The sequence below is a fragment of the Hydrogenophaga sp. genome, assembly GCF_036675665.1.
Classification (GTDB): Bacteria; Pseudomonadota; Gammaproteobacteria; order Burkholderiales; family Burkholderiaceae_C; genus Hydrogenophaga.
On sequence record NZ_JAKFEO010000031.1, the window covers coordinates 141,660 to 154,161 of the forward strand.

The 12,502-nt window shown below is 63.3% G+C and carries 9 protein-coding genes and 1 pseudogene; 3 read left to right on the forward strand and 7 right to left on the reverse strand.

All coding sequences use genetic code 11. From position 1 onward, the window contains the following. Positions 1–7 precede the first annotated feature (7 nt). The 3 genes from V6M63_RS12265 to V6M63_RS12275 form a co-directional block, all read right to left on the reverse strand. A complete protein-coding gene (locus V6M63_RS12265; RefSeq protein ID WP_332742143.1) occupies positions 8–802 on the reverse strand; it encodes a transporter substrate-binding domain-containing protein in 795 nt (264 codons plus the stop codon). Then, on the reverse strand, positions 799–1,560 hold the full coding sequence (locus tag V6M63_RS12270; protein WP_332742145.1) for a GntR family transcriptional regulator: 762 nt from the start codon (positions 1,558–1,560) through the stop codon (positions 799–801). The genes V6M63_RS12265 and V6M63_RS12270 overlap by 4 nt, the downstream gene beginning before the upstream one ends. Positions 1,561–1,734: 174 nt before the next feature. After that, on the reverse strand, positions 1,735–2,655 hold the full coding sequence (locus tag V6M63_RS12275) for a DUF6279 family lipoprotein (protein WP_332742147.1): 921 nt from the start codon (positions 2,653–2,655) through the stop codon (positions 1,735–1,737). Here V6M63_RS12275 and glmU point away from each other — a divergent pair. Beyond that, on the forward strand, positions 2,654–4,054 hold the full coding sequence (gene glmU / locus V6M63_RS12280; RefSeq protein WP_332742149.1) for a bifunctional UDP-N-acetylglucosamine diphosphorylase/glucosamine-1-phosphate N-acetyltransferase GlmU: 1,401 nt from the start codon (positions 2,654–2,656) through the stop codon (positions 4,052–4,054). The genes V6M63_RS12275 and glmU overlap by 2 nt on opposite strands. Positions 4,055–4,081: 27 nt before the next feature. Here glmU and V6M63_RS12285 read toward each other — a convergent pair whose 3' ends face one another. Both V6M63_RS12285 and V6M63_RS12290 read right to left on the reverse strand, forming a co-directional pair. After that, on the reverse strand, positions 4,082–4,870 hold the full coding sequence (locus V6M63_RS12285) for a DUF2726 domain-containing protein (protein WP_332742151.1): 789 nt from the start codon (positions 4,868–4,870) through the stop codon (positions 4,082–4,084). 164 nt (positions 4,871–5,034) lie between these two features. Next, positions 5,035–5,532, reverse strand: coding sequence for an Lrp/AsnC family transcriptional regulator (locus V6M63_RS12290; RefSeq protein WP_332742153.1), 498 nt, complete (start codon positions 5,530–5,532; stop codon positions 5,035–5,037). Between the two features lie 135 nt (positions 5,533–5,667). Between V6M63_RS12290 and glmS the strand changes: the two genes are divergently transcribed. Together glmS and V6M63_RS12300 are read left to right on the forward strand one after the other, a co-directional pair. Beyond that, entirely contained in the window at positions 5,668–7,536 is a 1,869-nt protein-coding gene (gene glmS, locus V6M63_RS12295) for a glutamine--fructose-6-phosphate transaminase (isomerizing) (RefSeq protein ID WP_332742155.1), read from the forward strand. 647 nt (positions 7,537–8,183) lie between these two features. Next, positions 8,184–10,577 (forward strand): DUF3857 domain-containing protein, encoded by a 2,394-nt coding sequence (locus V6M63_RS12300; protein ID WP_332742284.1) that lies wholly within the window; start codon positions 8,184–8,186, stop codon positions 10,575–10,577. On the opposite strand, the pseudogene V6M63_RS12305 reads toward V6M63_RS12300, so the two are convergent. Then, positions 10,561–10,940: pseudogene (locus V6M63_RS12305) on the reverse strand (IS3 family transposase); the annotation flags it as partial. The gene V6M63_RS12300 and the pseudogene V6M63_RS12305 overlap by 17 nt on opposite strands. Positions 10,941–11,147: 207 nt before the next feature. Continuing rightward, the gene (locus V6M63_RS12310; RefSeq protein WP_332742157.1) at positions 11,148–12,485 is read right to left on the reverse strand and encodes an FAD-dependent oxidoreductase; all 1,338 of its coding nucleotides are present in this window, start codon (positions 12,483–12,485) and stop codon (positions 11,148–11,150) included. Between the last annotated feature and the right edge of the window lie 17 nt (positions 12,486–12,502).

The following is a 12,502-nucleotide window of genomic DNA, read 5'->3' on the forward strand; positions in this document are numbered from 1 at the left end:
GGCCAGCTTATTCAGGCAGGGTGCCCGCAGGACGGCCGAGCCACTTCTTCGCCATGGCATCCAGCTCACCGGCTTTCTTGGCGGCGACGATGATTTCATTGACCTTGGTGCGCAAGGCATCCTCGCCCTTGGCCACGCCGATGAAGTTCGGGCTGTCCTTGAGCAGCAGCTTGTATTCGGCGCCCAGCGCGGGGTTGCGCTTGATCATGTTGTCGGCCACCGAAACGCCCGTGGCAATGAATTGCGTCTGGCCCGAGACGAAGGCTGACACGGTGGCGTTGTTGTCTTCGAAGCGCTTGATGTCGGTGTTGGCCGGCACCACCTTGCTGAGTTCCTGGTCCTCGATGGCGCCGCGCGTCACCGCCACGGACTTGCCGCCGAGGCCGTTGAAGTCCGCGAGCGCCGAGCCCTTGGGGCCGTACACGGCCTGGAAGAAGGGTGAATAGGCAGCGGTGAAGTCGATCACCTTCTCCCGCTCCGGGTTCTTGCCCAGCGTGGAGATAACGAGATCGGCCTTTTTGGTCTGCAGGTAGGGGATGCGGTTGGCGCTGGTCACGGGCACCAGCTCGACCTTCACACCCAGCTTGGCTGCGATCAGGTTGGCCGTGTCCACGTCCAGGCCCTGCGGCTTGAGGTCGATGCCGACGAAGCCGTAGGGCGGGAAGTCGGTCGGGACGGCGATCTTGATGAGCTTGTTCTTCATCACGCCGTCGAGGGCGGTCTGCGCATGGGCGTGGCCCAGGCCCAGGGCGGCCGCGAGGGCCACGGTGGAAGCGAGAAAGGCGCGTTTGGTCGGGGTCATAGCAGGGCTCCTAGGTAGGTATCGCTGGGGGTGGGTGGGGTATCGGGTCTGGATTTGCGCTTGCGGGCCACAGCGGCACCTTCGCTGGCTTCGCGCACCGGCGCCAAGGCTTCGCGCAGATCGGCCAGTGGATCGTTGAGCGTGCCCAGCCGCAGCGCGGCCTGGACCTGGCCGATGTGGGCCTCCATCAAGCGCTCGGCGGTGTCGGTGTCGCCGCGCTCCAGGGCCGCGACGATGTCCACATGGTCCTGGCACGACTGCACAGCGTCGTGGTTGCTCTGGTAGAGCATGGCAATGAGGGTGGTGCGCGCGGTGAAGTCGCGCAGCGTGTCGGCCAGGAGCTGGTTGCCCAGGCATTCGGCCAGACACACGTGGAAGTCGCCCAGCAGGTAGCTGCGCTGGCCGACGTCGTCGCCTTTGAGGGCGGCCTGTTCCTGCTTGAGGTGCTGGCGCAGGCGCTTGAATGCGTTCTTGTCCATGCCCTTCGTGCTGCGGATCAAGCCGGTTTCGATCACGCGGCGCGCCTCGAAGGCTTCGCGTGCTTCGTCGTGCGACGGCTGCACCACATACCAGCCGCGGCGCGAACTCACCGTGACGATGCCGCGCGCGGCCAGGCGAACCAGCGCCTCGCGCACCAGGGTGCGGCTGCAATCGAACAGCATCGACAGGCTTTGTTCACCCAGGCGCGTGCCCGGCGCCAGGCGCTGGGCCAGCACGGCTTCGATGATGCGTTGGGCGATGTCGGTGGAGCTGACCATGAGGGACCTTTGGGCTCAACTCCATGCGAATTCCATGCCACGTCCATACAAGGCTTGTATGCAAGATTGATGCACCAGCTCTGTGCGCAAACCCGGCCGTGCAGCGGTTGCTGCACCAAAAAGCGCGGCACCCGGGCGCGTCGCGAGGCGGTTTTGGTGCGCCCGGCGCGGTTGTCAGCGCTGCGCGCTGAGCACGCGCAAGTCGTCTTCGTAGCCCTTGAGCACGCGCACGGCGTGGGTGCGCTGCTCTGGTGTGGTGGTGTTGTGCAACTGGGCAAACTGGGCGCAGCCCTGGCGCACGATGTCGTTGGTGTAGGCGTCGAAACCGGGCGTGGGCGACTGGCTGATGCGTGCCATGTGGCTGCGCACGCGTTCGGTGGCGGTTTCGGGTGCGGCCTGCGCCTCCTTCACCGTTTGCAGCAGATCGGCCTGACGGCGCAGCCGCTCGGCCTGGGTGCGCTGCGGGTCGAAGCCCGACGCCTGGAGGTTGTTGCGCAGCAGGGCTTTCTGGTCGTTGTCGAGCCGACCGTAGAGCATCTCGCTGCGGCTCAGCGCGCGCTTGAAGCGTGCGTCCAGGCGCTTGCCGGGCGACGTCTGGAGGAAGTCGTCTGCGAACTCCTCATTGCTCCTGGCCTGTCGGCTCTTGAGATGTTCCAGCTGGGCCGCATCGAGCTGGAGCGCCAGGCGCGCCATGGGCTGCGCACTGGCGTCGGCCGCGCGCTCGATGCGCTGGCGGATCACGTCGAACTCGGCGCACACCTGGGCGCCGCTGAGGTCCTGCGCGGCCAGGGTCTGCCAGCGCTGCAGCAGGCCGGCGTACACCGGCAGTTCGTTGGTGCGGTGCCATTGAAAGAAGGCGTTGATGTCGCCGCGCACCGGGGTCGACTGCTCGTTGGTGAAGTCCACATGGCTGTCGAGCCACCAGTAGGTGGCGTTGTGCGCCTGGTTGTAGGCCAGGCGTGCGGCGGTGCAGGCGGTGATGGCCCATGCCATGGTGACCAGCGCACAGACCTTCACCACCCGCAGGGCGATAATCCGGCGCACGTGAAGCCCGGCAAGAACGCCGGGCAACGGTTCCCCGAAAGAGGTGTTCATGTCGTTCCCAGTGGATGTGGTGGTGATGGCGGCCGGCAAGGGCACGCGCATGAAAAGTCTGCGGCCCAAAGTGTTGCACCGTCTGGGCGGGCGCGCACTGGCTCAGCATGTGATCGACTGCGCGACGCGGTTATCGGCGCGCTCGGTGGTGGTGATCACCGGCCACGGTGCCGAGCAGGTGGAAGCCGGCTTGCAGGCGCCCGCCACCACCGCGCTGCGGTTTGTGCGCCAGGAGCCTCAGTTGGGCACCGGTCACGCGGTGCAGCAGGCCGCGCCCGTGCTGCCCGACGATGGCGTGACCCTGGTGCTCTCGGGTGATGTGCCGCTCACCCGGCCGGAAACCTTGCAGGCCCTGCTGGACCTGTGCGCCGGCGAGCGCCTGGCGCTGCTCACGCTGGACATGCCCGACCCCACCGGTTACGGCCGCATCGTGCGCTCGGCCGATGCGTCGGTGCAGGCCATCGTGGAGCACAAGGACGCAAGCGAGACCCAGCGCACCATCACCGAGATCTACAGCGGCATCATGGCCGTGCCCACACAGCTGCTGCGCGGCTGGCTGGCGCGGCTGGACAACCACAATGCCCAGGGCGAGTACTACCTCACCGACGTGGTGAAGTTCGCCGTAGCCGATGGCCTGAGCGTTGCGGCGCACCGCATCGTTGATGCGGTGCAGGTGGCCGGCGTGAACAGCCCGGTGCAACTCGCCGAGCTGGAGCGTGCCTATCAGCGGCGCTTGGCCGATACCCTGATGGAACAAGGCACGCGCCTGGCCGATCCGGCCCGTCTGGACGTGCGGGGTGAACTGCTGTGCGGCCAGGACGTGGAAGTCGACGTCAACTGCGTGTTCGAGGGGCGCGTGCAGCTGGGCCATGGTGTGCGCATCGGCGCGAACTGCGTGATCGCCAACGCCGTGATCGAGGCTGGCGCGGTGATCCATCCGTTCACCCACATCGACGGCGAGCAGCTGGGTGTGAAGGTGGGGCCCGGCGCGCTGGTGGGGCCGTTCGCACGGCTGCGGCCCGGTGCCGATCTGGGCGCCGAGGTTCACATCGGCAATTTCGTGGAAGTGAAAAACAGCACCCTGGCCGCCGGCGCCAAAGCCAATCACCTGGCCTACCTGGGTGACGCGACCGTGGGCGAGCGGGTGAACTACGGCGCCGGCAGCATCACCGCCAATTACGACGGCGCCAACAAGCACCGCACCGTGATCGAAGCCGACGTGCACGTGGGCAGCAACTGCGTGCTGGTGGCGCCCGTGACCATCGGCGCGGGTGGCACGGTGGGGGGCGGCTCCACCATCACCAAAGACACGGCACCCGGTGCGCTGTCGGTGGCGCGCGGCAGACAGGTCGGCATTGCCAACTGGCAACGGCCCCAGAAAAAGAAAAAGGCCCCGTGAGGAGCCTGGTGGGGTGAGGCGGACGACTCAGCGCCCGCCGCGCACATCCATCGAATCGAATCGACTATCGTCCGGCGACTTGCTGTTGGGGCCGCCGCTGCTGGAGCGGCGCTGGTTGAACCCGCTGTTGCTGTAGGCACTGCTGAAACCACCGCGCCGACCTTCCTGATCCAGGTCCATCAGGCCGCTCAGGCCCATGACCTCGGAATCGCGGAAGGCGGTGCTGGCGGTGTTCAGCGAATCGAACTCCGAGAACTGGCTCTCCAGTTGCTGACGGCGGCTTTCCCCTGCGCCCCCCGTCTCCCTCGCCTTGGGTTTGGGCAATTCGGCCAGATTGAGTTGCTTGCGAAAGTCGGACGGCGACGGCATGCGGTGCAAGCTGTTCTTCAAGAAGACAAACCGCACACCCGCGGTCTTGAGGATGCGGTTCTTCATCTTCACCATGTGGGCCTTGTGCTTGGCGTTGCTCAAGGGGTGCTGTTCGATGTCGAACGCAAAGGTGGGTTTGCCGTCAGCGCCACAAACCACGAAGTCCACCCGCTGCTGAGTCAGCCGCTCTTCGGCGCGTTTTCGATTGGTCGCGCGGCGCACCGTCAGCATGTTGCTCAGCATCATGTTGGACAACACCGCCTGGCCGGGAAAAGTGTCTTGCAGGTAATCGAGCATCTGGGCCTGTTCGGGCGTCATCAGGCGTTCCGGACTGTATCGGTCGTCGCGCCCCGACGACTGGATCGTCATTCGGTAGCGCCAATAACCCAGCGCGCACAGGCCCAGCAGGGCCAGCGCTCCGAGCACTGCAATCCACGTCGTATTCATCGAAAAACCTCCTGGGTCCAAACCGCCAGTTTCAGTTTGGCTAAGAACGAAGGTTGTTACATAAAGTTTGTTTCGTCAACTCTTCGAGGGGGGGTACAGCGCGACAAATGTGCGGTATGTATGCAATTTTTGGCCGCGTTGAGTACCAATGTGGTCAATCGGCGTCACGGGGGAAGCTTGCCCGGAAGCGCCACACGCGGCTCGAACTTGGCGCGCTTCAGACTGAAAAATGCCTTGATGTTGCGCACGTTGGCATCGCTGGTGAACAGGCGCTGAGCCAGCGCCAGGTAGTCCGGCATGTCCAGGCAGTGCACCACCAGCACGAAGTCGGGCCCGGGGCTCACGCGGTAACACTGTTGAACCTGAACAACAGGGAGCACGCGCTTTTCAAAAGCATCCAGCAGTTCCGCGCTCTGGCGCTCCAGCGTGATTTCCACCAGCGCCGTGAGCCCCTGACCGAGCAGGGGGGCCAGGCGATCGACGCTGAGCAGCGCCACTTCGCGCTCGATCAGCCCGAGCTGGCGCAGGCGTTTGACACGTCTGAGGGTGGTGGGTGGCGAAAGATGCGCCTGTTCGGCCAGGGCCTGGTTGCTCAGGGACGCATCGTTTTGCAGAAGGTCGAGCAATCGGAGGTCGGCCTCGTCGATGGTGATTTGTTCCATATTTGGTTGGTTTATGAAGTAATTGATGATGTTTTCCGATGCGAGAAATTATTGTTGATGAAATGTGAAATTTTGATCTTTTATTTCAAGAACTTGTCACTAGCATCAGCGTTCATTCATTTTCGGAGCAGCAACATGTGTGGCATCGTCGCAGGGGTTTCAGGGCGCAACATCGTCCCGGTCTTGGTTCAGGGCCTGCAACGGCTGGAGTACCGCGGTTACGACTCCTGTGGCGTGGCGGTGCACACCGGCGGCTTGCAGCGTGCGCGCAGCACGGCGCGGGTGGCGGAGTTGGCACAGCAGGTGCAGACCGACGGCATCGCCAGCGGGACCGGCATCGCGCACACCCGCTGGGCCACCCACGGCGCCCCGGTGGTGCACAACGCCCACCCCCACTTCAGCCACGGCCCTGGTGCGGTGGCGGGCACCGTGGGCCGCGTGGCGCTGGTGCACAACGGCATCATTGAAAACCACGACGAACTGCGCGCTGCCCTGCAGGCCAAGGGCTATGTGTTCGAGAGTCAGACCGACACCGAAGTCATCGCCCACCTGATCGACTCCCTGTACGAAGGCGACGTGTTCACGGCGCTGCAGGCAGCCGTGGTGCAACTGCACGGCGCCTACGCGCTCGCGGTGTTCCACAAAGACGAGCCGCACCGCGTGGTGGGCGCACGCGCCGGGTCGCCCCTGGTGCTGGGCGTGGGCAACCTTGACGGTGCGCGCGGCGGTGAGCATTTCCTGGCCAGCGACGCCATGGCTCTGGCCGGCGTCACCGATCAGATCGTCTATCTGGAAGAGGGTGACCTGGTCGACCTGCAGCTCGGCCGCTACTGGGTGCTCGACGCCCAGGGCCGTGCGCTCGATGCGACGCAGCGCCCCGTGAAGACCGTGCAGGCCCACAGCGGTGCGGCCGAACTCGGCCCCTACCGCCACTACATGCAGAAAGAGATCTTCGAGCAGCCACGCGCCATCGGCGACACGCTCGAAGGCCTGGAAGGCATCACCCCCGAGCTGTTCGGTGACGGTGCGTACCGCATCTTCAAGGACATCGACAACGTGCTCATCCTGGCCTGCGGCACCAGCTACTACAGCGGCTGCACCGCCAAGTACTGGCTGGAGAGCATCGCGAAGATCCCCACGCAAGTGGAAGTGGCCAGCGAGTACCGCTACCGCACCAGCGTGCCCAACCCACGCACGCTGGTGGTGACCATCACGCAAAGCGGTGAGACTGCCGATACCCTGGCCGCACTGCGCCACGCGCAGGGCCTGGGCATGAAACACACGCTGACGGTGTGCAACGTGTCCACCTCAGCGATGGTGCGCGAATGCGAGCTGGCCTACATCACGCGCGCTGGCGTCGAGATCGGCGTGGCCTCCACCAAAGCCTTCACCACCCAGCTCGCCGGCCTGTTCCTGCTCACGCTGGCACTCGCCCAGGTGCGCGGCAACCTGAGCGAAGAAGCCGAGGCCGACCACCTCAAGGCCATGCGCCACCTGCCGGTGGCCCTGCAGGCCGTGCTCGCACTGGAGCCGCAGGTGATCAGCTGGGCCGAAGATTTCGCGCGCATGGACAACGCGCTCTTTCTCGGCCGGGGCCTTCACTACCCGATCGCGCTGGAAGGTGCCTTGAAGCTCAAGGAGATCAGCTACATCCACGCCGAGGCCTACCCGGCCGGCGAACTCAAGCACGGGCCACTCGCTCTTGTGACCGCGGCCATGCCGGTGGTGACGGTGGCTCCCAACGACACCTTGCTGGAAAAGCTCAAGAGCAACATGCAGGAAGTGCGCGCACGCGGCGGCGTGCTCTATGTGCTGGCCGACGCCGACACCCGCATCACCAGCAGCGAAGGCGTCCACGTCATCCGCATGCCCGAGCACTACGGCGCGCTCTCACCGATCCTGCATGTGGTGCCGCTGCAGATGCTGGCGTATCACACGGCGCTGGCGAAGGGGACGGATGTGGACAAGCCTCGAAATCTGGCGAAAAGCGTCACGGTGGAGTGAGGGTGCCGCGGGGGTGTGAATAGTGATATTGGGGAATAAAGCGAGTCGGGTTGGAATAAAGTGGGTCGGGGCGGTTCGGTGACTTGTAACAACGGTCTTGTGACTGCTGTGCGAGGCGACAAGCGGTGAGAGGGAGGGTGTAGCTGTACACCTCTAAGAACCGTTCTGCAGCGATTGCCGACAGTTGGGATGAAGAGCTGAGCCCGCAGTGCTTGCCACATTGCGGCCATCCAAGCCCTGGCAGTGACAAGTTTTGAGGGTCAGCTCTTCGGGGTGCTGCCGACGTTGCAGGCCTACGTGTGGCGCGGACACGGCGCTTCGGTGCGCCTACCCCAGATGTTCTTCCCAACAGGCTGCCAGTCAATCCCCTGTCCTTGAACACCTGTATGGTCGTGAGGCGGCGGCAGGGCGTGCATACAATTCATTACAGGTTGTCCGGAGCGACCGGGCGATGAGATTCAGGGGGAATCGTTTTGACGGACTTGTTCAATCGAGCGCGGGGCGTGTGCCTTCTGCGCATCCTCGGCGTGGGCTTGTTGGGTTTGCTCGGGGTGGCTAACGCCCATGCGGTCATCGTGCCTCCGGCCAAGGTCCCGGCGCCCGCGTGGGTCAAATCCATCCCACTGGACGAGAACGCCACCGTGCCCATGGAGCAAATACACGGCGGCGTGTACTACCTGTTGGCTGATCGCCAGACCCGCGTGTCCGGCACGGACCGGCAGCATTTCAACCGGTTTGCCATCAAGGCAGTGAACGACAAGGGCGTGGAGCAGGCTGCAAGTATCGACATTGATTTCGATCCTGCTTACCAACGCCTGCAGTTGCACACCTTGGCCGTGCACCGGCAGGGGCGGGTCATCTCTCAATTGGCCACGGCGCCGATCCGCACGCTGCAACGTGAAAAAGAGCTGGAGGCCTTGATCCTCGATGGCCGTCTGACGGTGAGCGTACTTCTGCAGGATGTGCGGGTGGGCGATGTGGTCGAGTACGCCTACACGGTGCAGGGGTCGAGGCCGGAGATGCGAGGTCACCATTTCGGGGCTTTCGACATGCAATGGCGCAGTCCGGTGCACGCGCTGCACACCCGACTGCTGTGGCCCGCCGAGCGCCCGATCCAGTTCAAGAATATGAACATGGATCAGCCTGCGACCGAGAGTCTGCAGGGCGGCTTGCGCCAGTTCGAATGGACTGCGCGGGCGGTGCCCGGTTTGCGTGTGAGTGACGAAGCTCCCGTTTGGTACGACCCCTATCCTTTTGTGCAGTGGAGTTCGTTTCGTGACTGGGGGGAAGTGAGCCAATGGGCGGTGCCGCTGTACGCGGTGCCGCCGCTGCCCGCCGGCGAATTGAGCGCAGAGGTGGATCGCATTCGTCGAACCCATGCCGACGCCGGCGACCAAGTGGTGGCGGTGCTTCAGTTTGTGCAGAAGAACATCCGGTACTTGAGCGTGGTCATAGGCGCCGGCTCCTACACCCCCAGCGCGCCTGGGGTGGTGCTGGCACGTCGCTTTGGAGATTGCAAGGACAAGACCCTGCTCACGCTGACCATGCTGAAGGCGCTGGGCATCGAGGCGCGCGCCGGGCTGGTCAACACCCGGGTTCGCGAGGGTGTGATGCAGCGAATCCCATCGGCGGCAGCTTTTGACCACGTGCTTGTCCGGGCGCAGGTCAATGGGCAGCAGCATTGGATCGACCCGACCAGCTATCCGCAGACTGGCCCGATCCATGCCATCTCCCAACCTTACTTCGGTCATGCGCTCATCATTGACCCGGCCACCCGGGATCTGGAGCCCATGCAGCAGGGCGATGCCACGCAGACCACGCGCAAGATCCGTACGGAGTTTGACGCGACACAAGGCATCGGCAAGACGGCCACCTTGACCGTCACCACCGAGTTGACCGGTGTGAGCGCCGAACAGCTGCGCAACCAGCTGTCTGGCAGCAACCTGGAAGCGCTGCAGCGCGACTATCTGAATTTCTATGGCGGTTATTACCCGGGCATCGTGTCCGCCGGGCCGATGGATGTGGACGACAACACGCAGACCAATGTCCTGACCGTGGTCGAGCGCTACCAGATCGCCGATTTCTGGACCAAGGGTGACAAGCCAGGGATGCTGGAGGCCAGCATCCGGGCGCCTGACATGCGCAGCCACTTGAACGGACCCCGCGAGCGGGTGCGCAACGCGCCGCTGGCGATCCCCCATCCGACGGTAATCGAGAACACAACGGTGGTTCGTCTTCCCGAAGACTGGCCTGTTGACCCCGAGAGCAATGTCGTTCGCCATCCGGCCTTCGAATTCACGGACGAGCTGACCACCACGCCTCGCCTGCTCACGCGTGTGAGCCGGTACACATCGCTGAGCGATCACGTGAAGGCTGAAGACACGGCTGACTACGCGAAGAAGCTGGAAGACGCACGCGACGCGATGGGGCTTGTGCTCACCTACACGACACCCAAAGCTGCCGCACCGGCAGAGGCAGCCCCGGTCAGCCTGGAGGGGTTCTTGTGGCCAATGGCTGGCTATTACTTGCTCTTGGGGGCCGCCTATTACTGGATCGTCCGCAAGTTCGGTCAACAGGGAGATGTCTCGGTGCCAGTAGACGATTTGGTGTACGCAGGCTTTTGGGCAAGAGTCGGCGCAGCGCTGCTCGATACCCTCCTCATCGTGCTTGTCACGGGTCCTTTGCTTGTTGCGATCTATGGGTGGGCCTATTTCGATGGTTCCAAGATGACGATGTTCGCGGGACCCGCAGACATCCTCATATCCTGGGTGGCGCCCTTTGTGGCGGTGGTCCTGTTCTGGCTGTACAAACAAGCCACCCCCGGGAAGATGCTCGTCTCCCTCAAGGTCGTGGATGCCAGGACGGGCGGCAAACTCTCCGTTGGGCAGACCATTGGCCGCTATCTGGGTTACTTTGTCGCCACCATTCCGCTCGGGCTCGGGCTGCTGTGGGTGGCGTTCGATGCCAAGAAGCAAGGGTGGCACGACAAGCTGGCCGGAACGGTCGTCATTCGCTCCAGACGCTCACCGCTGCACTCTTAAGCGCGTCGGGGTGCAGGGTGTTCGGTGCCCGGCCCACCATTCGGTGGCGAACTTCGGGGTGCAGCTCGTCAATCCACTCGGTCAGTAGCTCCCGACCGGGATATCCCAATGCCCGCATGGTCGAGGCAATGCACCGATCGTGATCAAGGTAGTGCTTCACCGCCGCATGCTTCTGCTGATCGGAATACTTCTGTCCTGATCGCGAATACCCGACTCGCAGGTTCTGGCTCCGCTCGTACTCCCGGTACCAGCCAAGAGGGAGTTCTTGGTCGGATAGCCCAACTGGCGGATGGTGGCCCTGAGGCGCTTGCCAAGCTTGATGTAGAGCTTGACGGCTCGGATTCGGTCTTCGTAGGAATACATGAACTACCTCCAGGTAGTTCAAGTTTTTAGCCGCATCCCCCTCGGGTCAGAGATCAGTGGAGTTCAACATGCGAGCCGTCAGTGGGTCACTTTCCCTTTAGGTTTTTGGCGTAGCTCTGCGCCTTACAGGCACGCTGGGGAATCTTCCACGCTCAGACGCAGGCAGGGAGGGGGGCGAAAGCGTAATCGCGCCTTGCCCTTGAGGCGCTAAACGGAGAGCATGACGCCGTCCGCGTTCAGAAGAGTCTGAAGCTTTTTGGCACTAAAGGTTTGAACCGCGTCCTCTCCCAAATGCGCGGCGGCTGTCCCTGCCGCTTGCCCCATGACAAAACAACCCCCACTGACGCGCGCAGCTGACTGTCCCTCGTGCGTCATCGACGCGCAGCGGCCCGCAAACAGAAGGTTGGTGACTTCTCTCGGGACAAGCATGCGCCAAGGCAATTCGTTGAATGGCCTCGATGCGTCTTTTGGGAAGCGCCAGTCAATGCGTCCGTTTGCATGCAACTCCATGGGCCAAGTATTGATCCCGATGCTGTCTTCAAAGCGGACAGAGTCGAGAATGTCTTCGCCACGCAAGGCATACACCCCCTCGAGTCGACGGGTCTCCCGGATGCCGACTTGAGGGGCTATGTCGACGATCCGTGCGTTCTCGAAACCCGGCACCTGTTCGCGCAGAAACTTGAAGTAGTCGACAATCTGACGCCTTCCGTCCATCTCGCCTTCACTGAGCTGCGCAGCGTCTACGCCGCTCATTGCAGTGCCGTCTGCATTGCGGAGCTGGGTCACATTGGCACGCCATTCTGAAGCGTTGATCTGCGGTCGGAGAATGGCGCCCTCTCGCGGAAATTTGTACCGACCTGGAAACGCGTTCTGCGCATTCGACATGAAGTGATTGATCGCCTCGAACTCGCCGATCGCAGCCAGTGCAGGAGCAGGATCTACGTGTCCCACACGGAACATGGTCGTTGGGAAAAGTCCACTGCCTGCGCCATCGCCCACCACATAGGGGACACCGGCGTGCGCTGCAACGTCCCCATCGCCCGTGCAGTCGATAAATGCTGAGCCTCGGATAGCCAAACGACCAGATTTTGTTTCGACGACGAGTGCCGAAATGCGGTCTCCATCCATCAGCACTTGGGCCGCTGTCGCGTGAAGCAGGGTCTGTACGTTGGCGGCAGCGATCAGTTGGTCTGCCGCGCACTTGTACGCGGAAACATCGTAGGACCTGACGCGTATCTTTCCTTTCATCCCGTCTTGTGGCTTGTTCAGACCACCCAACGCTTCGATGCGCGGCAGGAGGTCGTCAACGACACCGTGCACCATCTGACACATCTCGCCATTGAGCAAGCCGTAGAGCCCCGCGAAGTTGGTCACACCGCCTGCAGTTCCCATTCCGCCCAGGAATCCATAGTGCTCCACAAGCAGCGTTCTGGCGCCATGGCGGGCCGCGCTCACGGCGGCCGCCAGTCCAGATGGGCCACCGCCTGCGACAACGACATCAAACTCGCCAAAGACCTTCAAATTCCTCGCGGGTTCTTTCATCATTGCAAACCTCCCAGGTG

Excerpts from the sequence above, each read along its gene's own strand:
- V6M63_RS12265 (WP_332742143.1), bottom strand. The coding sequence starts at position 802 with ATGACCCCGACCAAACGCGCCTTTCTCGCTTCCACCGTGGCCCTCGCG.
- V6M63_RS12270 (WP_332742145.1), bottom strand. The coding sequence starts at position 1,560 with ATGGTCAGCTCCACCGACATCGCCCAACGCATCATCGAAGCCGTGCTG.
- glmU (WP_332742149.1), top strand. The coding sequence starts at position 2,654 with ATGTCGTTCCCAGTGGATGTGGTGGTGATGGCGGCCGGCAAGGGCACG.
- V6M63_RS12275 (WP_332742147.1), bottom strand. The coding sequence starts at position 2,655 with ATGAACACCTCTTTCGGGGAACCGTTGCCCGGCGTTCTTGCCGGGCTT.
- V6M63_RS12285 (WP_332742151.1), bottom strand. The coding sequence starts at position 4,870 with ATGAATACGACGTGGATTGCAGTGCTCGGAGCGCTGGCCCTGCTGGGC.
- V6M63_RS12290 (WP_332742153.1), bottom strand. The coding sequence starts at position 5,532 with ATGGAACAAATCACCATCGACGAGGCCGACCTCCGATTGCTCGACCTT.
- glmS (WP_332742155.1), top strand. The coding sequence starts at position 5,668 with ATGTGTGGCATCGTCGCAGGGGTTTCAGGGCGCAACATCGTCCCGGTC.
- V6M63_RS12300 (WP_332742284.1), top strand. The coding sequence starts at position 8,184 with ATGGAGCAAATACACGGCGGCGTGTACTACCTGTTGGCTGATCGCCAG.
- V6M63_RS12310 (WP_332742157.1), bottom strand. The coding sequence starts at position 12,485 with ATGATGAAAGAACCCGCGAGGAATTTGAAGGTCTTTGGCGAGTTTGAT.